At 32.7% G+C, this 26,408-nt stretch carries 9 protein-coding genes; 8 read left to right on the forward strand and 1 reads right to left on the reverse strand.

Annotated elements, in window-relative coordinates; genetic code table 11:
* Nucleotides 1–69 precede the first annotated feature (69 nt).
* From Q0P94_RS07335 to Q0P94_RS07350, 4 genes are all read left to right on the forward strand, one after another.
* On the forward strand, nucleotides 70–6,210 hold the full coding sequence (locus Q0P94_RS07335; protein WP_295115225.1) for an Ig-like domain-containing protein: 6,141 nt from the start codon (nucleotides 70–72) through the stop codon (nucleotides 6,208–6,210).
* A 235-nt stretch (nucleotides 6,211–6,445) separates the two neighbouring features.
* Nucleotides 6,446–9,037, forward strand: coding sequence for a DEAD/DEAH box helicase (locus tag Q0P94_RS07340; protein ID WP_295115228.1), 2,592 nt, complete (start codon nucleotides 6,446–6,448; stop codon nucleotides 9,035–9,037).
* A 5-nt stretch (nucleotides 9,038–9,042) separates the two neighbouring features.
* Nucleotides 9,043–10,611 carry a helicase HerA-like domain-containing protein gene (locus Q0P94_RS07345; RefSeq protein WP_295115230.1) on the forward strand — a complete coding sequence of 523 codons (1,569 nt, stop codon included), beginning with the start codon at nucleotides 9,043–9,045 and terminating at the stop codon, nucleotides 10,609–10,611.
* A gap of 8 nt (nucleotides 10,612–10,619) precedes the next feature.
* Nucleotides 10,620–11,111, forward strand: coding sequence for a hypothetical protein (locus Q0P94_RS07350; RefSeq protein WP_295115232.1), 492 nt, complete (start codon nucleotides 10,620–10,622; stop codon nucleotides 11,109–11,111).
* Here Q0P94_RS07350 and Q0P94_RS07355 read toward each other — a convergent pair.
* On the reverse strand, nucleotides 11,101–11,523 hold the full coding sequence (locus Q0P94_RS07355) for a DUF123 domain-containing protein (protein WP_295115242.1): 423 nt from the start codon (nucleotides 11,521–11,523) through the stop codon (nucleotides 11,101–11,103). The genes Q0P94_RS07350 and Q0P94_RS07355 overlap by 11 nt on opposite strands.
* Before the next feature lie 141 nt (nucleotides 11,524–11,664).
* On the opposite strand from Q0P94_RS07355, the gene Q0P94_RS07360 reads away from it, so the two are divergent.
* The 4 genes from Q0P94_RS07360 to Q0P94_RS07375 form a co-directional block, all read left to right on the forward strand.
* Entirely contained in the window at nucleotides 11,665–16,236 is a 4,572-nt protein-coding gene (locus Q0P94_RS07360; protein WP_295115234.1) for an Ig-like domain-containing protein, read from the forward strand.
* Nucleotides 16,237–16,369: 133 nt separating this feature from the next.
* A complete protein-coding gene (locus Q0P94_RS07365; protein ID WP_295115236.1) occupies nucleotides 16,370–18,547 on the forward strand; it encodes a hypothetical protein in 2,178 nt (725 codons plus the stop codon).
* Nucleotides 18,548–18,688: 141 nt separating this feature from the next.
* Nucleotides 18,689–23,809, forward strand: coding sequence for an Ig-like domain repeat protein (locus tag Q0P94_RS07370; RefSeq protein ID WP_295115238.1), 5,121 nt, complete (start codon nucleotides 18,689–18,691; stop codon nucleotides 23,807–23,809).
* A 17-nt stretch (nucleotides 23,810–23,826) separates the two neighbouring features.
* Nucleotides 23,827–26,408 (forward strand): C1 family peptidase (locus tag Q0P94_RS07375; RefSeq protein ID WP_295115240.1); only part of this gene is annotated, 2,582 nt, incomplete at its 3' end.

Consider the following 26,408-nt stretch of genomic DNA (forward strand, 5'->3'; position numbering starts at 1 on the left):
AATAAAATATTATTATATATTGATTTTTTTTTTTAAAAAATTGAATATATTAGTATTAAGGTGTAAAAAATGAACAAAAAAATATTTATTTTACTTTTTTTATTCATTGCATTAATATCAATGTCTGCTGTTAGTGCAGCGGATTTGGATGATAGCAACGAAACGGTTGCGTTATCCGAAATTGGGGAGAAGCAAATTGCTGTTTCCAATGATGTTAATGCAATAGATGATTTGAATAAAGATGATTCCGACAGCGAAGCGGTATTGGGAAATGCTGTTAAATCCAGCGCTGCCGGTGAAAAAGAAATTTTGAGTGTTGAAAATTCAGACTCTGATGTGCTTGGTGCTACTGGAACTAGAATAACACCAGTTAATGTTTATGTGGATAGAAATGGGGCTTTAGATGTCTCTGGTAGTATGCGTGATTCAAATGATGATGTCATCGAGAAAGGTACAATTTCTGTATGTCTCAATGATAGAGTATATGCTACTTTGGATCCTGGTGGAGCGTTGGGATTTAGTACTAAAGTTAAGTTAACTCCTGGAAGCTATAATCTTGTTTTACGTTACCATGATGATTCTGGTGACTATGAAGATTGTGAATATGTTTATGAAAATAATCCGATTGTAAAAGAGCCACCTACATGGTATGTTGATGGAAGCAAATCTTCCAGCGGTAACGGAAAAAATGAGGCAAATGCATTTGTAACATTGGCCGAAGCATTGGATTCTGCGAGTGATGGTGATAAAATCAAAATTGCAGCCGGAACATACACTGGTTCTGGTAATATTGGTTTAACTGTTGATAAGAATTTGACTTTCGAAAAATACGGTGACGGTGAAGCGATTTTTGATGCGCAAGGACAAGGAAGAATTTTGAATGTTAACGTCAATTCCATGAATATCACAGGTTTAACTTTCAAGAATGGAAAAGTAAGCGGCCAGGGTGCTGCAATTAAATTTAATAATAAATTGTCCAATTCAGTTATAATTGCTAAATTTATAAATAACACTGCCCGTTATGGTGGTGGTGCAATATATGTTGGTGCTGGGGTTTCTAATTCAGTTATAAATTCCACATTTGAAAATAACGCTGCATCTGCTGCAAGTGGAGGTGCAATATATGTTGGTGCTGGGGTTTCTAATTCAGTTATAAATTCCACATTTGAAAATAACGCTGCATCTGCAAATGGAGGTGCAATATATTGGCGTATGGTTTCTGATTCAGTTATAAATTCCACATTTAAAAATAACTCTGCAAAACGTGGTGGGGCAATCAGATTTTTTGATACATTTACTAAGTCTAATTTGACTTCCGTATTTATAAATAACATTGCTAGTGAGGATGGTGGAGCAAATTGTTTTGACTCTGTTAATAATGTTAATATAATCGGAGATTTCATTAACAACACTGCAAAGGGCAGTGGTGGACAATGTGGTGGTGGAGCTAACGCATTTTATGAAACAATGACTAATGTTTCCATATCTGGAAACTTCATAGGCAACTCTGCAACAGGATCTAATGCTACCGATGGTGGTGCAGCGAACTACTTCTTTGAGGGAATTTCTGATGTGAATATTACTGGAAAATTCATAAATAACACTGGAAACAATGTGATTTACATTCTTAAGGACTCAGGTAATAATTATATTCAAGACTCTGTATTCCTGAATAATGATGTTAACCATATTATAAATGTTACTGACGGAAAGATTACTGCTAAGGATAACTGGTTTGGAAACAATTATACAAATTTCATGAATGAACCTGAAAATGTTGGAATCGATTTGGTAAACTGGCTGTTTTTATATGCTGAACCACCTTTCATGTTTGATGTGGGTCAAAGCTCACAAATCACTTTTGGATTAAACGCAATTGACTCTAATTATAATGGGTACCCTTATGATGCATCAAAAATGAACATTACTTTGGATTTATCCCAGACACTCGGTGAGCTGGATAAAACTTCTGCTTTAATAGGTGAAAAAATAACCTACACTGCTAAAGAAGCAGGTAGTGCAACTGTAACAGGTAAATTTGAAACTGCATCAAATACAGTCTCCTTTACAATTAATGATCCGAAAATACCTACTGAAATTAAAATTGCTAATTCAACTGTTAATTTGAAAGCTAATGATGAAATTGAATCTGGTGCTACTTTAAATCCTACTTCTGCAGGTAATGTGACTTATACTTCAAGCAATTCTAGTGTTGCTGTTGTTGTAAACGGTAAGATTAAAGCTTTGGCTGCTGGAAGTGCTAATATTACTGTAAGCTTTGCAGGTAATGATAATTACTCTGCTGCTGAGAATAAGACCATTGTGGTTAATGTTGCATTAGCTGATGCAAGTGTCAGTGTAAACAATGATACTTTGAATTTACTTGTCAAAGGCACTTTTGATTTGGAAGCTACCACAGTTCCTAGTGGTTTGAACGTCTCATACTCTTCCACTAATAAGTCTGTTGTAACTGTTGACAGTGATGGTAAAGTCACCGCTGTCGGCGCAGGTAATGCAACTATTGTTGTAACTGTTGGTGATGACAAGGTTTATGCTATAAATTCAACCAATGTTAGCGTTAATGTAAAAATACCTACTGCAATTGATGATATTCTTATTCCCGTGTTGAGAGTTGGTAATAAATTTACTTTACGCTACATACTTGTTGATTCAAATACTGGTTCGACTATTAGGGAGAATTTAGAATATACAGTTACTTCCACTAACGAAAGCGTTGTTAAAGCTTATATTGATAGGGGAATTGTAATTGAATGTGTTGGTGAAGGAAACGCCAATGTTACTGCGGGCTTTGCAGGTAATGACAAGTATGCTGCCGCTGAAAACAAGACTTTTACTTTAACTGTCAAAAAGATTCCTACTGAAATCAGTATTGCTAATTCAACTGTTGATTTGAAAGTTAATGATGAGATTGATGCTGGTGCTAGTTTAACTCCTGCTGATGCTGGTAATGTGACTTACACTTCCAGTAATTCTAGTGTTGCTATCGTTAAAGACGACAAGATCATTGCTGTTGGTGAAGGAAGTGCAAACATTACAGTAAGCTTCGCAGGTGATAATAAATATGCTACTGCTGAGAATAAGACTATTACTGTTAATGTTAGTTTAAATGATGCAAGTCTCAGTGTAGATAATTCTACTTTGGACTTGTTTGTTGGTGATTACTATACTCTTACTGTGAATACTGTTCCTGAAGGTTTGAATGTTACATTTACTCCTGATAATTCTGGTGTTATCAGTGTAGATGAAAACGGTAAGGTTACTGCTTTAAAAGAAGGAGAAGGTAGTGTTAGAGTTAGTGTTGGTGGTGACGGTGTTTACGAATTTAAATCTATTGATGTTACTGTTACTGTTAAAAAGATTCCTACTGAAATCAGTGTTGCTAATTCAACTGTTGATATGAAAGTAAATGAAGAAATTGCTGCCGGTGCTAGTTTGACTCCTGCTGATGTGGGTAATGTGTCTTACACTTCCAGTAATTCTAGTGTTGCTGTTGTTGAAAACGGTAAGATTAAAGCTTTGGCTGAAGGTAGTGCAAACATTACTGTAAGCTTTGCTGGTGACGATAAGTATGCTGCTGCTGAAAATAAGACTATTGCAGTTACTGTTACATTAAATGAAGCAAGTGTCAGTGTAAATAATGCTACTTTGGATTTGTTAGTTGGTGATGAGTTCATTGTTGTTGTTACTACTTCTCCTGAAGGTTTAGGTGTAACATTTACTCCTGATAATTCTGGTGTTGTTAGTGTTGATGAGAATGGTGTTGTTACTGCTTTAAAAGAAGGAACTGCTACTGTTAAAGTTAGTGTTGGCGGTGACGGAGTTTACGCCTTAAATACAACTGATGTTACTGTTACTGTTAAAAAGATTCCTACTGAAATCAGTCTTGCTAATTCAACTGTTGATATGAAAGTAAATGAAGAAATTGCTGCCGGTGCTAGTTTGACTCCTGCTGATGTGGGTAATGTGTCTTACACTTCCAGTAATTCTAGTGTTGCTGTTGTTGAAAACGGTAAGATTAAAGCTTTGGCTGAAGGTAGTGCAAACATTACTGTAAGCTTTGCTGGTGACGATAAGTATGCTGCTGCTGAAAATAAGACTATTGCAGTTACTGTTACATTAAATGAAGCAAGTGTCAGTGTAAATAATGCTACTTTGGATTTGTTAGTTGGTGATGAGTTCATTGTTGTTGTTACTACTTCTCCTGAAGGTTTAGGTGTAACATTTACTCCTGATAATTCTGGTGTTGTTAGTGTTGATGAGAATGGTGTTGTTACTGCTTTAAAAGAAGGAACTGCTACTGTTAAAGTTAGTGTTGGCGGTGACGGAGTTTACGCCTTAAATACAACTGATGTTAATGTAACTGTCAAAAAGATTCCTACTTCTATTAGTGTTGATGTTGATAATGTTGATATGAAGGTTGGTGATGAGGTCAAGATTAATGCTACTTTGTCTCCTGCTGATGCTGGTGAGCTTGATTATACTTCCAGTGATGTGAGTGTTGTTACTGTTAATGGTATTGGTGAGCTTATTGCTGTTGGTGATGGTACTGCGGTTATTACTGTTAGTTTCTTTGGTGATGATAAGTATGCGGCTGCTGAAAGTAAGAATGTTACTGTGACTGTTACTAAAGTTGATACTTCTATTGATGTTGATGTTAATAGTGTTGATATGAAGGTTGGTGATGAGGTCAAGATTAATGCTACTTTGTCTCCTGCTGATGCTGGTAATGTTACTTTTACTTCCAGTAATTCATCTGTTGTGAGTGTTGATGCTAAAGGTAATGTTAAAGCTGTTGGTGCGGGTAAAGCCAATATTACTGTTTCATTTGCTGGTGATGACAAGTATAGTGCAGCTGAAAACAAGACTATTGCTGTTACTGTTAGTTTGAGGGATGCTAGTGTTAGTGCTGAAGATATGGAGTTGAATGTTGGTGATAGTGCTGCTGTTGTGCCTGTTACTGCTCCTGAAGGTTTAAATGTCACTTATGTTCCTGATAATTCCGGTGTTGTAACTGTTGAGAATGGTGTTGTCACTGCTGTTAAAGAAGGTACTGCTAAAATCACTTTAACAGTTGGTGGTGATGGAGTATACGCTGAAAACTCAACCACAATCACTGTAACTGTAAATAAACATAATCCAACTATTGATGTTTCTATTCCTGAAATCATTACTGTCGGTGATAATTCAACTGTTAATGTGGTCTTGCCTGAAGATGCTACTGGTAATGTCACAGTTAAAGTTGACGGAAATGTTGTAGACACCGTACCTTTAAAAGATGGAAGTGCTGATGTCACAATTCCTCCAATGAGTGCTGGAAACCACGCTCTTGAAATAGATTACTCAGGTGATGGCAAATATAATTCTGCTTCAAAAAATACAACAATCCGTGTAGATAAGGTTTCCACTGTGTTATCTGCCGCTGATGTGAAAGTTACCTACAGTGTCAATAAATATCTTTTAATTACATTGAAAGATGGTGAGGGTAATCCTTTGGCTGGTGTAAAGATAACTGTTAATTTGAACGGTGCTAAAGTTTACACAACAGACAGTAAAGGTCAGGTTAAAATTATTATGGGCAAGATGGTTCCAAAAACATACACTGCAAAAATAACCTTTGCAGGAAATAATAAATATCTTGGATCCAGTGCATCTGCTAAAGTTGTTGTTCAAAAGGCAAACGTCAGAATCACTGCATTAAACAAAGTATATAAGTCCTCTGTTAAAGTCAAATTGTATCCTGTAATCTTAAAAGACTTCACAGGTAAAGTACTCAAGAATGTAGTTGTTAGTTTAAAAGTCAACGGTAAGACTTATTTTGCAAAAACAGATGCTAACGGTAAAGCTATATTCAAAATTACTCAATTGACTAAAAAAGGCACATATAATGCAGTCATAACCTTTAAAGGAAACAACTATTATAATAAGGTAGTAAAAAAGGCCACTATTAAGGTTAATTCTGTCTGGCAGGTTGTTCAAAAAGGAAGTAAGAATAGTGCACTTGTTAAAAAGATACAGGTCGCATTGATTAAGCATGGTTATTATCGAAATGCTCAGGGCAATCACTTAAAAATCGACGGAATCTATGATGATTACACTGTTCTTGCTGTTAAAAAGTTCCAAATGAATAATCATTTGAAGGTAACCGGTAAAGTCGATGAACTGACCGCAAAAAAACTTGGAATAATTTAAAATTTAATGTAGGTACTACCTACATCTTTTCTTTTTTTAGACAATTCCTATATAAAAGATTTTATTCACATTCATGTGTGATTAAATACAAACTTTGTTTCATTATTGCATTTATTTTAAAGTATTTCTCTGTTTTATCAAGGTATTCTGTAAGTTAAAAATCTTTGCTATCCAACATATTTCCGATTACTTTTTTTTAAAAACTTATTAACAATTAAAGATATAGTTTAATACAATGCTAGTTTTAAAGAAAGTTAAAAAACAGTGGAGATTATATCCTATCGGTTCTCCGAAAGGTGCCTTGAATCACAGAAGGGAACCTGAATTTGTAGGAAATATCAAGTTTTCTCATGAAGGGGATTCATTGTCCATTTCAAGGTTTGTTGCCGATTATAATTTCAATGACAATTCAACATTGAATGAAAAACTCCTTCCTCCAGGGGAAGTTATTAAATTATTACGTTCACAGGCTGTTTTTCTAGCTACAAAAGATGAAAATGTGGAAAATTTCCTGAAATCACAAAACATTAAAGTAAGGCACACTCATGTTTGTGATTACTGTGCATTTGATGGAAATATCACCATTGTGAACTCAGACTATTCATATAGATATAATAATCAGTTGATCTGTAAGGAATGTGCTCATGATACAATTAAAAATGAGCTGAAAATGCAAGGATTTGACAAGGCAATTTTCAGAAATCTTAAAAAGACTTTGGAAAAAACCGGAAGTCTGGAAAAGACACTGTCCGTTTTGGACCCTCACTTTGATCCGATTAAAAACAGAAAATTGACATTGTTTGATAAAACCCGAAAATCAAGACATATTGTTCCTCCAGTTGATATGAAAAGACTGAAGATTCCTAAAAACTTTAAAAAGGTGCTTTTGGACTCTGGAAACACTAAGTTATTACCGGTTCAATATTTGGCGATAAAGGAAGGTCTTCTGAAAGGAGAAGATTTGCTTGTAGTAAGTGCTACCGGTTCTGGAAAGACACTGGTTGGTGAGCTTGCAGGAATTGTGGAGGCTTTAAAAGGCAAAAAATTTGTATTTTTAACTCCATTGGTTGCTCTTGCAAACCAGAAATATCGTGATTTTAAAAAGAAGTATTCCAGGCTCGGTCTTAAAGTTGCTATCAAAGTTGGAAGAAATCGTGTCAAGGCAAAAGGTGAGTTGAATCTTCCCGATTCGGATGTTTCATCATCGGATATTGTTGTTGCAACATATGAAGGAATAGATTATCTTTTAAGAAACGGCAATTCTGGCAGTCTTTCAGATTTGGGTGTTGTTTTAATAGATGAAATTCATATGATTGATGATGAAGACCGTGGAACAAGATTGAACGGTTTGATAAAACGGTTAAAACATTTATATCCTAAAACTCAAATTATTGGGTTGTCTGCAACCGTAAAAAATCCTGAATTTTTGGCTTCTGAGTTCAATATGAAACTGGTCAAATATGATGAAAGACCGGTTCCTCTTGAGAGGCATTTGGTTTATGTCCGAAATGAATCTCAAAAAAGACATATTATGCAGAGATTAGCTAAAAAAGAGTTTAATACCAAATCTAAAAAAGGTTTTAGAGGACAAACTATAATATTTACTAATTCAAGGCGTAAAACTCATCAGATTGCTAATTTTTTAATGAATAAACGTGTCAATGCAAAAGCTTACCATGCGGGTTTGTCATATTATAAAAAGGAAAAGATAGAAAAGGATTTTGATAAAGGCAAAATTTCATGTGTTGTCACCACTGCAGCATTGGCGGCAGGTGTTGATTTTCCGGCTTCACAGGTAATATTTGATTCATTGGTCATGGGAAACAAGTGGATTAATCCGAATGAATTTTCACAGATGCTTGGCCGTGCCGGAAGGCCTTCCTATCATGACCGGGGTATAGTTTATTTGCTGCCTGAGGTTGGAAATGATTTTCAGGGGGAATCAGAAGAGGCAATGGCATTGGATCTTTTGGAAAGCAATAGTGAAGATGTGTTCATTGAATATGATGAAGACTCTGCATATGAGCAAATTTTAGCTGATATATCTTCAACCTCCATAAAGTCAATTGATGAGCTGAATAAGTTTTATAAAAATATTGATGTTCCAGTAAGTATCAAGATAGCTATAGATGAGATGGAAGATTTGGGTCTGATTGACAGAAGCCCTAACAACAGATTGACAGTAACTAAATATGGAAGAGCTGTGTCAGTATCATTTTTATCAATTGAAGATGCGGAGTTTATTAAAAATACTTTAAATGATTATAATTATCTCAAACATTATGTCGGATTATCTCCAATGTATAAGAAAAAAGACAAATATGATAAACTGAAAGTTTTGATATTGGCAATGGCAATGGATTTGGAAATGTTTGAAAATGCATATTTGTCAAGTGTTATTCATAATCAGATAGCCAATGCTCTTAAAATTAAATTTTCTACAAGATTATTTGCTGAATCAACTTTAGATATCATATCTTCAGGTGAAGCAATAGAAAAGGTTGATAAAAAATTCCAGGATGCATTAATTGCTCTTCAGAGTGATTTTATGCAATGCAAATGTCAGGACAGGCCGTTTTGTCAATGTATGCAGAGGGGAATTTCTGAAGTGATTGTTCACGAAAGACTTAAAGGCAAGGATCCTCAAGATATATCAAATAAGTTATTTAGAAAATATCAGATTCAGGTATATCCTGGAGATATTTTTTCATGGCTGGATAATTTTGTAAAAAATTTGGATGCAATAAAACGAATTGCTAAAGCTCATAATAGGCAAAATTTTGTTAAAAAATCTAATTGGTTAATTAAAAAAATAGAAAATGGGTGAATAGAATGTATGCAGAAGATAAAATCTTAGTTGGTTGCAATGAAAACATATGGGTGAATTTACTTCCTAAAATGGCTAACCGTCACGGTTTGATTGCCGGTGCAACAGGAACAGGTAAGACAATCACACTTAAAACTCTAGCTGAATCATTTTCAGATATGGGAGTTCCTGTATTTTTGGCGGATATGAAAGGAGATATCTCAGGACTTGCAAAAATAGGTTCTGAAACTGAAAAAATCAAAGCCAATGTTGATAAGTATAATCTTGCATCTAAAGGATTCAAATATCAGGATTATCCTGTTGAATTTTGGGATTTATTTGGTGAAAAAGGTCTTCCTGTAAGAGTTACATTATCTGAAATGGGTCCGGTACTTTTAGGAAAGATTTTAAATGTGTCTGAAGCTCAACAAGGTGTTTTAAATATAGTATTTAGAGTAGCGGATAATAATTCTTTACCAATAATTGATTTGAAAGATTTAAAAGCAATGATTAATCACGTTGTTGAAAATAAGGCGCAATACGAAAGTGAATATGGTGCAATTGCTGAAAAATCAGCAAATACAATTTTGAGGAGTTTAATCACTCTTGAAGACCAAGGCGGAAATGACTTTTTCTTTGAACCTGCTTTAGATTTGAATGATTTCATCAGAGTTGATGAAAACGGAAAAGGAATTATTAATATTTTAGATTCTCAAAAATTATCTCTTTCACCTGAAATATACTCCACATTCCTTCTTTGGATGTTATCCAGCTTATTTGAAAATTTACCTGAAGTTGGGGATATGGACAAACCTAAATTCGTATTCTTCTTTGATGAGGCTCATTTATTGTTTGATGATATGTCACCGGAATTCGGCAAAAAAATTGAACAGATTGTAAGGCTTATCCGTTCAAAAGGTGTTGGATTATATTTCATATCCCAATCACCTGCAGATATTCCGGATGACATTTTGGCGCAGTTAGGTAACAGAGTTCAACATGCACTTCATGCATACACTCCAAAAGACCAAAAGGCAGTAAAAGTAGCTGCGGAAACATTCAGGCTTAATCCTGAATTCAAAACAGAAGATGTAATATCAGAACTTGGAATCGGACAGGCTTTAGTATCTGTTTTGGATGAAAACGGTGTTCCTGGAATTGTTGAAAAAGTGGACATTGTACCTCCGCAAAGTTATATTGGAGCTATTGATGATTCAATGAGATCTGAATTAATTAATCTGTCAGAACTCAAAAGTAGATATTGGGAACCTGTAGACCCTGAATCCGCTTATGAATTATTATTGAATAAAATAGATTCCGACTCTAATCTTGAAAGTGAAGTAATGCCTGAAACTAAAGAGGCTATTGAAGAAGCAATCGAACAAAAATCAGAAGTTCCACAGGAAAAACCGGCATTTGGTTTGGGAGATATTATTGGAACTGTCATGGGTGGAACTCAACCGACAAAAGGTAAAAGAGCTAAAAAATCCGAAGCCCAAAAAATGGCTGAAAAGGCAGCATCACAAGCGGCAAATACGGTGGCTCGTGAGGTTACAAAAGGTATTATGAGAGGATTATTCGGCCAGATGAAATAGGTGGTAATATGGCACATCCTCACAAAAATGCAGTGGCCAAAATGGATGCATCCTCATTAGTGGGTGTTATTGAAGAGTCCAAAATGACTTATGTTCGAGAGAACTTAAGCATTTTTTTACATGAACGTCAAATTAAACTGTTAAAACAGGTTAAAAAGCATGAAAAACCTCATCATAAGCGTATTCGTATTAAGCAATTTGAAAAGGCTAAAAAAGATGGTCTGTTTAATATGCATTTGGATTTGTATTTGAAAAAATACCAAAAATTGGAGAAAATAGGTTTGATTGAAATCGATTTAAGTCCTGGAAATGGTTTGGAGTATGATTGTTCATTGACCGAAAAAGGTTTGGGTATTTTAGATGAAATTTCAGCCTTGGAAAAAGATTGGGAAAATGTTGTAGGAATTACTGATGAAGATAGGGAAGTTTTAAAAAATCTGGCCCTAAATTCATTTGAAATATCATATAGGCACAAGAAAAAACAGGGTTTTATATTTTAAAGTATGTGCAATCCATGGCTATTGAATCATAGGCTTTTAAAACACATTCAATAGCTTCTTTTTTTGTTTTAAAATAATATAGGTGACTTTCACATTCACAATCGGAACATCCAAAATCGGTTATTCCTTTGGATTTTGTTGAGATATATTCGGATAGGTCACATTCTATTTTTTTAGTTGACTCGTTATAGATTATTTCAACGATTTCAGATTGTTTCAGAAGGTAATCTACATGCCAATGCATCTTTTTTTCATCACTTAAATGTCTGTTAAGTCTTGATTCAAGTGAATTCATGGCAGAACCAACATATACGTAATAGCCTTTTTCAAATTTAATTTTTCCTAGTTTTTTTCCTATTTTGATTTCCGTAGTAGCTTTTACATGGATAATTAAACAATAACAACCTTTCATCACTTTTAATTTTGATTTTCATAGCATTTATATAATTATCAATTGTAATAGATAAATTTTAAATATTAATTTATAAAGATATACTATTGTATTTATTCTATTGGATAATATAACAATTAAATTGAAATGGAGATTTTTATTTTGAAAGTTAATAAATTCATGCTGGTTACTTTAGTTTTACTGGCTATAATCTCATTTGGAGCTGTGAGTGCAGCTTCCGATAATACGACTGCAGACGATAATGTAGTTGGTGTAACTGAAGACTTAAAATTAAGTGCTTCAGATGTGGGAGAAATTAACGCTAGTGGTGATGATATCGCTATTGGTGAAGATGTAAATTATGATTCTAAACTGGGTATTAGTGCTGACGATACAGCTGATAAGATAAAACATGCTGATAATTATCCTGAGGATACCTTAAAAGCCGGTACAGTCACACCATCATATACAATCGATGCTCCTGAAATTCATTTTGGAGAAGTGATGGTCATTACTGCAAATTTCAATAATGCGACAGGTAATGTAACATTCACTGTTGCAGGTAAAGAATATGTCGGTACTTTAGTCGGGGGTATTTTCACACAGGAAATAACTGAATATAATTATAATAGCAATCAAGTAAGAATTTCATATTCCGGTGATGATTATTATAAACCTGTTTCAACTACCAAATATGTTTATGCAAGGGCGGATGTTGTTGCAAATGCCGGTTATTATGGTCAAATTCCATATCTGGATATTAATTTATATAATGCAACAGGTAATATAACAGTTACACTTGGAGGTATTGATTATAAACAGAGATTGGAAAATGGTAAAGCCATTCAAAATTTCTCTAAATATTCCTATGGAAGTAATAGGTATTCAATTACTTATTCAGGTGATGATAAATTTAAAGGATTTACAATGAGTTCCTCCTTTAATGTTATGGCCAATACTATTATCCCTGAAGAGATTTATTTCGGTCAGGATTTCAGCATAGGCATTAACTTGGGTGAGGCAACAGGAATTGTAAATATGGAACTTGTCGATGAAACAAACCATGAAAATTATAATCAGACTTTAGTGAACGGTGCAGCATCTTTTAAATTTGAAAATTATTCTATTGGCAGAAACAGACTTCAAGTCATCTACTATGGTGACGATAACTGGGGATATTTCGCTACAGTTATATCTTTTAATGTTTTAGAAAAACAGGATTTGGCCATTTACTCCACCATACACAGAAATGATGACAAAAGCATGATTCTCATTAATCTTCCTAATGCTGTTAATATAACTTCATTAAATGTCACTGTCAATGGTAAAAGTGAAATTTTGAATGTAGTTGATAAAAAGATTATAATTCCTATTGAAAAAACTGATGTGATTAATGAAGTAAACGTTACTTTCCCTGGAAATGATATGTTTAATCCTACAAATTGCTCAGTATTCATGGAATTGAATAATATTGTAACTGCCGACAATTTCATGTACTACTTCAATCAGTATGATGGAGGTAAATTCTTTGATTATGTTGAACCTGGAACAACTTTAGATTTCCAAGGTTATATAGGCAGTGCCCGAGCATACTTTGATTTAAATAAACCTGTAAATATTATTTCATCAACTCATGACTGTGTAATTGATTTAAATACAACTGCTGGAAGTTATTTTGGTGAAGACCCTGGAGCCCGTTTTGCAATAAGTTACAACGGTTCATACTCAAATATTACAGGAATCAATTTACATAACACTCAGTTATGGATTGCTAATGCGCATCATGTTGTTTTGGACAATATAAGTAATGTAATTGAAGACCAAAGAGTCGGTTCAGGTGTAGGTGCTACTTCTGTAAGGGAAAATTCCACTTATGTGACTGTTAAAAATAGTTATTTCTACACAAGAAACAATGGAGGTTCAAGTTCACTGGTAATGGCTTGGGCTGATTACTGTACTTTTGATAACAACACTGTGGTCGTTGAGGGAAATGTAGGAAACATGATTTATTTAACCACTTTCAACGTAAATATTCCTTCAGGTGTTGTTGCAAATTGTCATAACAATATCACAAACAATAAAATTTATGGTCCTTCAAAAGCGGCTGGAATCTGTTGGGCACTTGTTGTTTCAGGTGCATATAACAGGATTGAAAATAACTTCATTGATTATGTGGGTGTAGGTATTACTACTCAATATGGTACATCCGCTTCACCTAATAATACATTCTGCAATAATGTATTAATTGGTGGTGCATCTATGAGTGTACTTCCTGATTCAATAGTGTATAATAACACTGTTTCCGGAACTTTATCTATTGGTGCCAGATCAACAGCATATAACAACACTGTCACCAAAGCCATGACTGTTCCTGCTGATGCGGTTGCATACAACAACACTGTTGGTGGTTTAACAGTAAGTGGTGCTAACGGTCAAGCTTATGACAATATTGTAAATGGTGTTATAACTATTAGTGGTACTAATGCGCAAGTAACTGACAATGTATTAATTGGAGATGTGACCATAAGAGCGAAAAACATTAACTTGTCTGGAAATGAAATTAATGGTACAGTTAAAGTTAGTTCCAGTGATAATACTATTGTCAATAACCATATTTATTCAAACGGTGATTATGCTATTGATTTAGGAAATGGTGCTAATAATAATGTATCTGATAATATTCTGTATTCAGCTAAATCCAGTGGAAATGATGCAGTTAAATATAAGCAGGAAACTAATCATATTGCAGATAACTTCCCTCTGAATGTCAATTTAACAGTTAACTTAACAACTGATAAATATTATTACTTTGATGACAAGGTCACCGGAACTGTAACTATTGACCCTAATGCAAAAGGAAATGTTTATGTTTTATTTAATGGACAAAGAACTAAATTAAATGTTGTAAATGGAACAGCTGATTTTTCATTGGAATTGATTCCTGCAGGTCAGTATATATTAACTGCAGTGTATGAAGGTGACAGTTTATATAGTAGTGCAGAAAAGTCAGTTACAGTTACTAAATACAAATATGAAACTTCACTTGATATAAATTACACTGAACCTGTCGCTGGCGAAGATCTCGAAGTTTCTGTATTTTTAAATATTCTTCCGGATGGTATTTCTTTAATTCCGGAAACTCCGGTATTGCTGATTGTTGATGGACAGCAGCATCCTATTGACTTTGAATATGATCTGATTGATGGACAAATTTCCAATGTCAAAGCGAAATATACTATTAAAAATGTTGCTGCAGGCACTCATAGTATTGTAGCTATACTGGAATCTAGTGATGAATTGGAAGGAAGTTATGCTTTCAAATCATTTACATTGAATAAAACTGAATCTAAAGTGTTAGTTGATTATGATGCTCCTGTTATTGGTCAGGATGTAATACTTAATATTTCAGTTGGAGACATCAATGATAATGTCACTGTTTTAGTTGATGATAAGGATGCTCAGATAATTGAATTGGTTAATGGAAGTGCTAAGTATACAATTGAAAAAATTACTGAAGGAACACATGTTATTGTTGTAAAATACGAGGGTAATGCTGCATATACTCCTGATGAATCAGTTTTAACTTTTAATGTTGGTAAAATTTCTCCAGAAATGGACTTGATTTATGACACTCCGGTAATAGGTCAGGATTTGGTTGTCAATGTTACTGTTAAGGACATTAACGATAATGTAACTGTTGTTGTAGATGGAGTATCTAAAGTAGTCGAGTTATTAAATGGTTTAGGTTCAATCACAGTTGACAAATTAACTAGTGGTATTCACACTATTTTTGTTGTTTATGATGGGGATAATGTTTATACTCATGATTATGTATATAAATCATTTATTTTAAATAAAACAACTCCTGTTATCACTGTAAGCAATAATGATGTTGCTCTTGGTGATGACTTGAAAGTAACTGTTAGTGTGGTTAATGCTACTGGAAATGTCAAAATAATTGTTGATGGTGTTGAAAACATCATACCATTAGTAAATTCAATTGCAAACTTCACATTAAACAACATTTCATCTGGAAATCACAGTATTGTAGCAATTTACGAAGGCAATGATGCATTCAATGCTGTAAGCGAAAGTAAATCATTCAGCATTGAAGCTCCAGTAATTCAAGAAAGAATAGGTACCATTATTAATGTTGAAAAAACATTCACTCGTGTCGCTAATGATTTCTATGTTGGTGAAAGAGGTGGAATGTTCTATGCTACTTTAACTGATATAAACGGCAATCCATTAGCTAACAAAACAGTTCAAATTGTAGTTCTCAGTTCTATTTATAATGTGACTACCGATTCAGAAGGTAAAGCTGGTTTGCCAATCAGTTTAGTTACTGCAAACTCATACACTTATGCACTGTCATTTTTAGGTGATGATAAATACGAGGCATCTCTTGGATCTGCTGTAGCGGTTATTACTAAAAAACCGACTTCAATTGTTGCACCTAACAAGGTATTCAAAGCAAATGCCAAATCAAAAGTTGTTTCTGTAACATTAAAAACTATTAAAAACCAATACAACGGCAAATATTTCCTCAAAGCTGGTAAATTGATTACTTTAAAAGTCAACGGTAAAACTTACAAAGCTAAAACCAATGCAAATGGTGTTGCTAAATTCACCGTCAAATTGACTAAAAAAGGAAAATTCATTGGTGTAGTTAATTTTGCAGGAGACAACACATATAAAGCTGTGACTAAAAAATTAAACATTGTAATTAAATAAAATTGAAATATTAAATGTTGGAGTATTTTTCTCTAACATTTCCTTATTTTTTTGACTTAATTGATTTATTAGTAAAGATAACTTTATTAACTATTTTTTATATAATATCTAATAACCTTTAATTATAGAAGGTATGATTAAAGGAGGTGAAAGGATAGGTATTAATAAGAAATTATTGATTTTAGCAATAATTTTGATATTAATGAATATTACTGTCATTTCAGCTAAAGACGTTGACAATATCAACACTACTGTATCAATTGCTAATGATTTAACTGATTCAGTTCAATCAATTGATTCTAGTAATGTAATATTGTCTGACTCCCAAAGTGAAAAGCCAGATTTGCCGGATTTGGTCGATAATGAACATATATATGTTTATTCATCAAATATTGGAAATTATTTTACCAATGGTGTTTTAGATAACAAGTATGAAGGTAAGAAGTTAATATTTTCTGGTGACTTTGATAATATGGGTCAGTTAGTAATCAACAGGAATGATGTTTCCATAATAGGTTCAGATGCTTTCTTAAGAAATACTGTATTTGAGCTCGGCGGAAAAAATATTACGCTAAAAAATTTGAATTTTGATTTGACTAAACCGGTTGCTAAAAATAAAGGTTCAGCAATTCTTTTTAGTGGTAATGATTTAAATTTAGTAAATTTATCCATCAATTATATTGTCCCTAATGATGTGGAAGCGTATGCTATTCTTGCTGATGTTAGTAAAAATCCGACAGATAATCTTAAAATCATTAATTCAACCATATATTTTGAAGGACACAATGCTAATCTTGATAAATATAATTGTGCTGTTAAATTAATAAATTCTTATGATGCAATAATGGAAAACAATACAATTAGAACTTCACTTCCTCTTAAAGACGTTAATTATATAACTCAGGATGCTAATATTGATTCGGATTATGTATTTTCAGTAGGAATTGAAAACTGTGATGGGTTTATATTTAATAACAACACCATAGTTTCAGAAGTAAACAAACGGCCTGCTGTTAAATATCCAACTTTGGGCGGTTTTATGATAAGTCGTTCAAATAATGTATTGGTATCCAATAATTCAATTTATATGAGTGATTTTGTCACATATCCAGGTATTGAAAATTACTTATATGGAATTGATGTACATGGCGTTGATAATTTAAAGATTATTGGAAATAAGATTTCAATGGTTACAACAGGAGGAAAATTAGCTTTAGGTACTGCTTACCCAATTCAGGTTTCAGGTCCTGCTTCAGAAGTGAATATTACAAGAAATAATTTATATTCATTTTCAAATGGTCCTAATATTGGTGTATATTCCCAAAACTTTTTTGGTGAAACATATATCTATGTTACTTATAATAAAATAAACGTAACAGGCCTGGCCGGAGTGCATGATTGGGCTTTAGTTACAGGTATTGAATCTCAAGACACCTACTCTGAAATCAATAATAATGAAATCGAAGTTCACAGTGTTGATAATGTTGGTATAAATGACAATCTTTATGCAATTAGTTACCGTCAAAGTATAGCGGGAGATCATGCATTTGAAATAAAGGATAACTTTGCCGTTACTGATGGATATTATGCAGTGTATATATTGGATTCTCATGATTCTGTTATTTCAAACAATATATTGGTATCATATAATGACGGAGTAAGCAATGGTGATAATGCATATAGTAAAGGCAATGGGCTTCATGAATATAGTGAAGACTATGACAATCGTGTTATAAGGGCAATTGACTATTATTCATCAAGGAATAAGGTTGATGGCGAGTCACTCATTAATATTTATGATTCTGGTAGTTCAGACATAATCAATACTAATAATATTCCAGGTAAATCACAACAAACAACCACTGAACATCCATTAATCCCTGGATTCGCTGATTTAAGTGGTGTTATTCAGCAATCTGATGATGAAATAACGGGGTTCATTAATGATGGGGCATCTTTTGATATGGGTGAAAGTGATGCTGAAAGTTCAGATGTAATTAGTCAGGATTCAAATATTGATAACGAAGTCTTTTCAGATTCTGAAAAGGTCAATGACAACATTGATGGAAATAATTTGGCTATAGTTTCAAATTCATCTTCAACAGCTTCAGTTGGAGTTTCCAGCAATCCGTTAACAGGTTCTCAATCAGGAGCTTCACAGGACGGATCAGATAGTGTAAGTAAAAAAGCTTATGAAATTGAAGAATTGATGGAACATGATGAAAAGTTTATTCCACCAATATTTTTCATTGTTGCGGCATTAATTTTATTAATTGTTGGCTATAGACGTAAAGAACAAATAATTGAATAGTTTAATTAGTCTTATGACTAATTCTTTTTTTTCTTTTTTCAAAACTCTTTTTTTTAGATAATTTTATATAATCTGTTTTATATAATTTAAAGTATAATGGATAATTTTATTAAAATATAATTTAATATCGGGGTTTTGACATTGAATTTTAAACAGATTATGTTGATTGGTTTGATTATAATTATATTGTCATCGGTCAGTTTCGTTTGTGCTTCTAATTCAAATGATGTGAATGATTTTAACTTAACTGAAAGTACCCAGGATTCAATTTATGTTGATAATCTGCATGGGAATGATAAAAATAATGGTCAAACATGGGATGATTCACTAAAAACCATAAGTAATGCTGTTAAAGTAGCAAATAAGGATGATACAGTATACCTGGCAAATGGTACTTATGGTGGTTTAAAAAATACTAAAATAACCATCGATAAATCAATTAGCTTTATTGGCGATACAAATACTAAAATAGATGGTGCAAATAAAAACTACTTATTTATAATCAAAGATGATGTAAAAGTAACATTTAAAAACATAAAATTCATCAATGCATTTAAAAATAAGAATATTGATGGTAGTTCCGACAATGTTTATGGGGCAGCATTGGAAATCAATAATGCTGAAGTGATAATTGAAAATTGCCAATTTATTAATAATAATATTAGTCACGGTTCTTCTGGAGATGTTTACGGTGCTTCTATTAGTAACCTGGGTAATCTGTCTGTTTTCAACTCACAATTTATAGGTTCATCAATGGATTCCGGTGACGGTCATTATGGTTTTGGATCAGCAATATACTCTAGTGGTAATCTAGTAATAAATAACTCTTCATTTACCAAATCCAGTGGAAATAAATTTAGTAGGGGTTCAGCAATTTACAATGCGGGATTGGCAATAATTGATAATTCCACTATAGCGGACACATATACAAAAGAAGAATCTATGGGTTCAGCTATTTTTAATAGTGGAGTTATGACTTTATCAAATTCAATTATAGAAAATAACACAATTGAGAGATATGACTTTAACTATATATATGGTAATGTTTTCAATTCAGGGTCATTGATAGCTACATGCAATATATTTAGGAATAACACAGGATATTACAAACAACCTAACTCTGAATATGAAGGATGCCCTACAATTTATAATATTGGAGATTTGAATTTAACTTATAATCTATTTATTGACAATATAGGATTTAATAAGGTTGTCAAAGATGTATTTTTAAATGGGGGTAATTCTGTCCATATCGATAATAACTGGTGGGGCAGTAATAATAATCCAAGCACTACAAAAAGCATTAATTTTGATAAAGCTACATCTTGGATTGTTTTAGATATATCACCTAAATATTGTAATTTGGATATGGGTCAAAATATTGATATTGTAGCTTCCTGGAGATTAAGTAACTCTAATCAGACAATCCTTCAGCTTCCATTTAACTTAATTTTTACCTCAGACAATCAATCTCAAAAACGATTGCCTGCTAATGGATTATATGTATATAATTTTAACAGTACTCAAACTAAAGGATCATATGAAGTAAATGTCGGTTTTTACCGGTTTAATCAGACAATTCAAATTGATGTTGGAAAAGTAAACACAACCCTCAGTGTTGATGTTGCCAGTGAAATTTATTTCGATGAAAATCTGGTTGTCAATGTCGTTTTAAAAGATGAAAATTCCAAAAATGTTAATGGTGTTGTCAAATGTTCATTAAATGGGGAAATTCAAAACATTACAATAAGCCGAGGAAGTGGCACTGCAACATTTTCAAAATTGATTCCTGGTGATTATGAACTGAAATTAACTTATGATGGAAGTGATGTATATTCCAAATCATTCAAACAGGTAGGCATTGTTGTCAAAAAAAGGGATATAGATTTGAAAATTGATGATATTGATGATGTTATGGTAGGTCAAAATTTTTCAATCACTGTTAATTTAAACTGTAAGGATGTTCAGGGCCCTGCAAACCTGTATATTAACGGTATATTAAAGCAGGTTATTTATTTAAAAAACGGAAATAATTTAATAAACTTTACAAATTTCAGAGACGGCGAATATAATATTACTGTTGGGTTGATGGGAAATCAGTATTATAATCCGAACAATGCAAGTGTTATTTTAAATGTAAATAAATTTAATGTGGCGTTTGATGCTGAATGCGAAAATATTTCTGTAGGTCAAAATGCAATATTAAAAATTAATTCAACAAATAATTTCACAGGTGAATTAATTATTTCAATCAACGGGGTAAACAGCACAGTATTTATAAAAAATAAAACTTCAGAATTCATACTTGCTAATCTGAGCAGCGGAAAATATGATGTTGATTTGATCTTTAAGGGAAATGATTTATTTAAACCTGCAAATTACTCATTATCATTTGAAGTTTCAAAATTTAGTTCTGCAATTATTGTAAACATTGAAGATAATACCATAACAGTTAACACAAATCCAAATAACTGTACAGGCAGCATCAGTCTTTACATAAACCGTAAACACTATGAATCCAATTTGAAAAACGGGGTGGTGACTTTTGATGTTGACTTTGATGAAGGAACCAATTACATCTATGTAATTTATAACGGAGATGATTATTACAATCAGTCAAGTTGGAACACAACTATCGGACAAGCGGAAGCTTATGCGATTATGGCAGATAATATTACAGCATGGGAATATAACGATTTTAATTATACTGCTCAAATATTTGAAGCTAATGGAATGGCAATGCCAAATAAAGCAATAATCATTAAAATTGATTCACAGACATTCAACATTACTACTAATAATCTGGGAGTGGCTGTTTTACCATTAAACTTGGCTAGTGGTAATTATACTGTAATAGCAATTCACAATAACCTGACTGCGGTATCAAGTATTTTGGTAAAAGTTATTGACTTTAATTTAACTTCCAATAATGTAAGTTATGGTGAAAATATAGTTGTCGTTGCATCTTTTGAAGAAAATATTACAGGAAAGGTTAATTTCACTGTATCAAATAATTTGACAAATGTTGTCGACATTATCAATGGTAAAGCATCATTCATAATTGAAAATTTAAAATGCGGTATTTATAATGTTGAAGCTGTCTATATCAAGGGCGTGTTATCAAAAAGTAAAACTACTGCATTTAAAGTGGATAAACTTGATTCCAAATTTAGTTATGATATATCTGAAGCGGGGTTAGGTCAGAGTGAAATAATTACAGTCACTGCAGATAATTTAACTGGTCAAATTAAGTTCATAATCGATGATGGTGAATATTTAAAGGATATTGAAAATTCACAAGCTATTCTTGAATTGGATAATCTGGCCGGTGGCATTCATAAATTAACAATAATCTATTTGGGTGATGAATATCACAAAAACAGCACAGTCGAAACAGAATTTGGTATCAAAACTTTAATAACTGATATTATATTATCGGTCAATGACACAACTTACGGTAAAGGCATTACTGTTGTTGCTAAATTGAATGAGAATGCAACCGGAAATGTTTCATTCACAGTAAATAATCTAAAATCATTATCAAAAGTTGAAAACGGTATTGCCACATGGACATTTGGTGGATTTGATGTGGGTACATACAGGATATCTGCAGATTATCTTGGCGATAATACTTTTTTAAGTTCAGGAAATTCCACCAGCTTTAAGATAAATAAGGCAAGTTCTTCTATTGATATATATGTTGATGGAGTTTATCTAGATGAAAACATTAGAATTTATGCAAAATTAAGTCCAAATGCAACTGGAAATGTTTCATTCAGTATGAAAGATTATTATTCTCCAAGAAATAAGCCGGTCATCAATTCACAATCAAGCTGGTACATTTCACCGTTAAATGAAGGTAATTATACAATTTTTGCAGTATATGGGGGGGATAAAAATTATCTTGCATCATCCTCTTATTATATTTTAACTGTCAACCAATCAAGATCAATTTTGGATGTTGAAGTAAATGATGTAAGTAGCAATGATAGGGTTGTTATTAGAGTAAGCCTTACTTCTAATAAAAATGAGACAATTTCCGGTTCAGTAAATGTTTTATTGAATGGTAAAACATATGCTGTCAGAGTTTCTGACGGAAAAGGTTCATTAAATATAGGTAAACTCAATCCCGGCAATTATACAGTTAGTGCAATATTTGAAGGCAATGAAAAATATTCCGATTCATCAGCTGTGTCTTCATTTATGGTTTCTGATTATTTATTGGAATCTGTTTTGACTTCTGTCGATGTTGTAAAGTATTACGTGGGGGACGTCAAATTAATTGCCTCATTGACCAACTCTAAAAACAAACCTATTTCAAAAGCGGAACTGCTTGTTGACATTAACGGTGTCAAAACAGTTTATGTTACAGACGATGAAGGTAAAATATATGTTGATACAAATTATCCGTTAGGAAAATATGCTGTTAATATCAGATTTGAAGGCAGTGACTCATATTATCCTTCACAAACTAATGCAACAATCGAAATATTGTCTACTATTGAATCAGAGGATGTTACTAAATTATATGGTACTGGAACCCAATATTTTGCCATATTTAAAGATTTAAACGGTAAAGCATTAAGCAACACTGAAGTATTTTTTAAGATTAACAATAAAATTTATAACTATACCACATTTCCAAATGGTATTGTAAGATTAAACATTAATTTAAGGCCGGGAGTATATGACATAACAGCTATAAATCCAGTTACTGGTGAAAACGCAACTAATAAGTTAACAATGTATCTTAAATTAATGTACAATAAGGATGTTGTAAACTACTTCGGTGCTAAAAGCATCTATAAAGTACGTGCCTACGGCAGTGATGGAAAGCCTGTCGGTGAAGGAAAGGTTGTCAAGTTTATCATAGCCGGAAAAACATATTATGCAAAAACTAACAAATATAGTTATGCGGTTGTGTCAGTTAATTTAAAATCCAATGTCTATAAGGTATCTGCAACATATAATGGAACTACAGTATATAATAAAATAACTGTAAAGCCGGTACTTACAACAAAAATCACATCTAACATAAAAACTAAAAAAACAAGATTCATAGCAAAACTTGTAAATCTTAAAGGAAAAGCCGTGAAAGGCAAAATAATCACATTCAAAATCAACGGTAAAAAATTCTATGCTAAAACAAATGCAAAGGGTGTGGCCTTTAAGGATATTAAGTTAACTTTGAAAAAAGGTACTTATAAAATGTATACAATTTATGGAAAATCAATTATAACCAATAAAATTAGGGTCAGATGATTAGGTGGGAGATGATTTTGTTTAAAAAAGTCAATTTAATATTTATTCTTTCATTATTTATTTTAATTATGATTCCAATTGCCTTTGCAACAGGTAATGAAACTATTTTAAGTAATGATGAGAATGTACAGGAAGTATTATCAGTTCCTGTTAATGGAAATTACTGTTTAAAAGCATCAAATGATTATTATTTCAATGCTTCAGTTGAAAATGACGGTGATGGATCCATTAACCATCCATATAAATTTTTAAAATCAGATAGGATTAAGGCCAATTCAAATATTTATCTTGCAAACGGTGAATATGAGTTGGATACTTATAAAAACATTGAATTGGTTAATATCTACGGAAGTGACGTTGATAAAACCATTGTGAGATATGAGGGTGTAGGTTTTACTGTTTCAAATTCATTGGCAGTTCATAATGTCACATTTATGGATTTGTCCATTGTCAATAGGGCAAAATTAAATTTGACAAATGTTATTTTTTCATATGGTTATGGGTCTGATTTTGATTCATATGGAAATAATTTTGGTGGAGCTATTTCAACATCTTCAGATTATCCGAATGCTGCTGTAAACATTAATAATTGTACTTTTGATAATAATTTTGCTGTTTATGGCGGAGCAATATATATGGGTGCTGGAAATCTTGAAATTACTGATTCCATATTCATAAATAATACTGCTTATAATTTTGGTGGTGCAATAGCCTGTGAAAATAACGTGAAAGTTGCGATTTCAAAATCCAAGTTTTTCAAATCCCAATCATTAAATGATGCGGGAGGAGCTATTTATATTAAATCATCTGAACTGACAGCTAAAGATGTACACATTGAAAATTCGTCTGCAACTTTTGGAGCAGGAATAACCACTTTAAATTCTCCTGTAAATCTTAATTCATTAACTCTCATCAATAATACTGCCAAATATGCTGGTGGCGCCATTTATCATATGTATGGAAGCTTTTTATTGGTCAGTTCAACACTAAACTTTAACAGCGCCGTAGATGGCGGTGCATTGTTCATTGATAATTCAACCAACCTTCAAATAAGGTCAAATAAATTCAATAATAACATAGCATCCAATTGTGCGGGTGCTATTTACTCATTATTAAACAAGATTAAATCACCTATTCAACCATTCAATAAGTTTGATGGAAATGCTGCAAAAATTCAAAGTGATGTATATGAACTAAACAATTTGAACATAGTTATTGGTGATGGGAATTACACATTAGTTAAGGTTAACAACACTCAATTCGATTCAATTCCTGATAAATTCAGTTTAATAGATGAAAAACTTGTCACTGTTGTTAAAGATCAGCAGAAAAGTGGTAACTGTTGGGCATTTACAGCAATTTCAGTTCTGGAATCCTGCCTGATTAAAGCTACTGGAAATTCTTATGACCTGTCTGAGGAAAATATGAAAAATATTGCTGCTTTATTTTCTGACTATGGCTGGACGATTGAGACAAATGATGGCGGATATGACTATATGCCATGGGGATATCTTGTAAGCTGGCTTGGTCCTGTCAGTGAAAATGATGATTTATTTGATGATAAATCAGTACTGTCCCCTATATTGAACAGTATTTTTCACATTCAAAATGTTATATTTTTAACTCGCAACAATTATACTGATAACGATGCAATTAAGGAAGCTTTAATGAAGTATGGTGCTGTTGGAACTTCAATGTACTATGAAAATAAGTTTTATAATAGCAATAACAATGCTTATTACTGTTATTCACGTACACCATCCAATCATGCGGTTACAATTGTTGGTTGGGATGACAATTACTCCAAAACTAATTTTGCATGGAGCGATTATATTAAAGGCGATGGGGCATGGATTGTAAGAAACAGCTGGTCTCCTTCCTGGGGAGATAACGGGTATTTCTATGTTTCATATTATGATGAAGTTTTTGCAAAGCCGGGTATCAGTAATGGTGCATATACATTTATCCTAAATGATACATTGAAATATGATAAAAATTACCAGTATGATATATCTGGAATGACTGGTTATTTCATCAATTCTACAAAAAGTGTGTGGTATAAAAATGTATTCACCGCAAGTGATGATGAATATCTGGCGGCCATTTCAACATACTTTGAAAAGCTTACCAATTGGACTGCTTCTATCTATTTGAATGATGACCTGGTTTATGTTCAAAATGGAATTTCAAAAGCCGGTTATTATACCATTAATTTGGATCATTTGATTCCTCTTAAAAAGGGTGATGTCTTTGAAGTAATATTCAATATATCATCTGAAGAGGGAGTCCATTTCCCGATTTCTGAAAAATCATCTTTAAATAAAATAGTTTATGGGCCTAAAATGTCTTATGTAAGTTATGACGGTGTCAATTGGATGGATTTATATGATTTGACATTTTCATATTCACTACATAATTATTACTCACAAGTTGCATGTATCAAGGCATTTACAATATTAAATGAAGTCAATACTCTCTTAACTTTGAATATTACTTATGATGGAATACTCGGAAACATTACTGCATTTGTTAAAGACCAGTACGGCAATTTGGTCAATTATGGAAAGGTTATATTCAATGTAAATGATGTTGATTATGA

The sequence above is a fragment of the uncultured Methanobrevibacter sp. genome (genome assembly GCF_946184425.1).
Classification (GTDB): Archaea; Methanobacteriota; Methanobacteria; order Methanobacteriales; family Methanobacteriaceae; genus Methanocatella.

What these genes read in the sequence shown, in the direction of transcription:
- Q0P94_RS07350 (WP_295115232.1), top strand. Translation starts at nt 10,620, where the DNA reads ATGGCACATCCTCACAAAAATGCAGTGGCCAAAATGGATGCATCCTCA.
- Q0P94_RS07355 (WP_295115242.1), bottom strand. Translation starts at nt 11,523, where the DNA reads ATGAAAGGTTGTTATTGTTTAATTATCCATGTAAAAGCTACTACGGAA.
- Q0P94_RS07340 (WP_295115228.1), top strand. Translation starts at nt 6,446, where the DNA reads ATGCTAGTTTTAAAGAAAGTTAAAAAACAGTGGAGATTATATCCTATC.
- Q0P94_RS07345 (WP_295115230.1), top strand. Translation starts at nt 9,043, where the DNA reads ATGTATGCAGAAGATAAAATCTTAGTTGGTTGCAATGAAAACATATGG.
- Q0P94_RS07335 (WP_295115225.1), top strand. Translation starts at nt 70, where the DNA reads ATGAACAAAAAAATATTTATTTTACTTTTTTTATTCATTGCATTAATA.
- Q0P94_RS07365 (WP_295115236.1), top strand. Translation starts at nt 16,370, where the DNA reads ATGATTAAAGGAGGTGAAAGGATAGGTATTAATAAGAAATTATTGATT.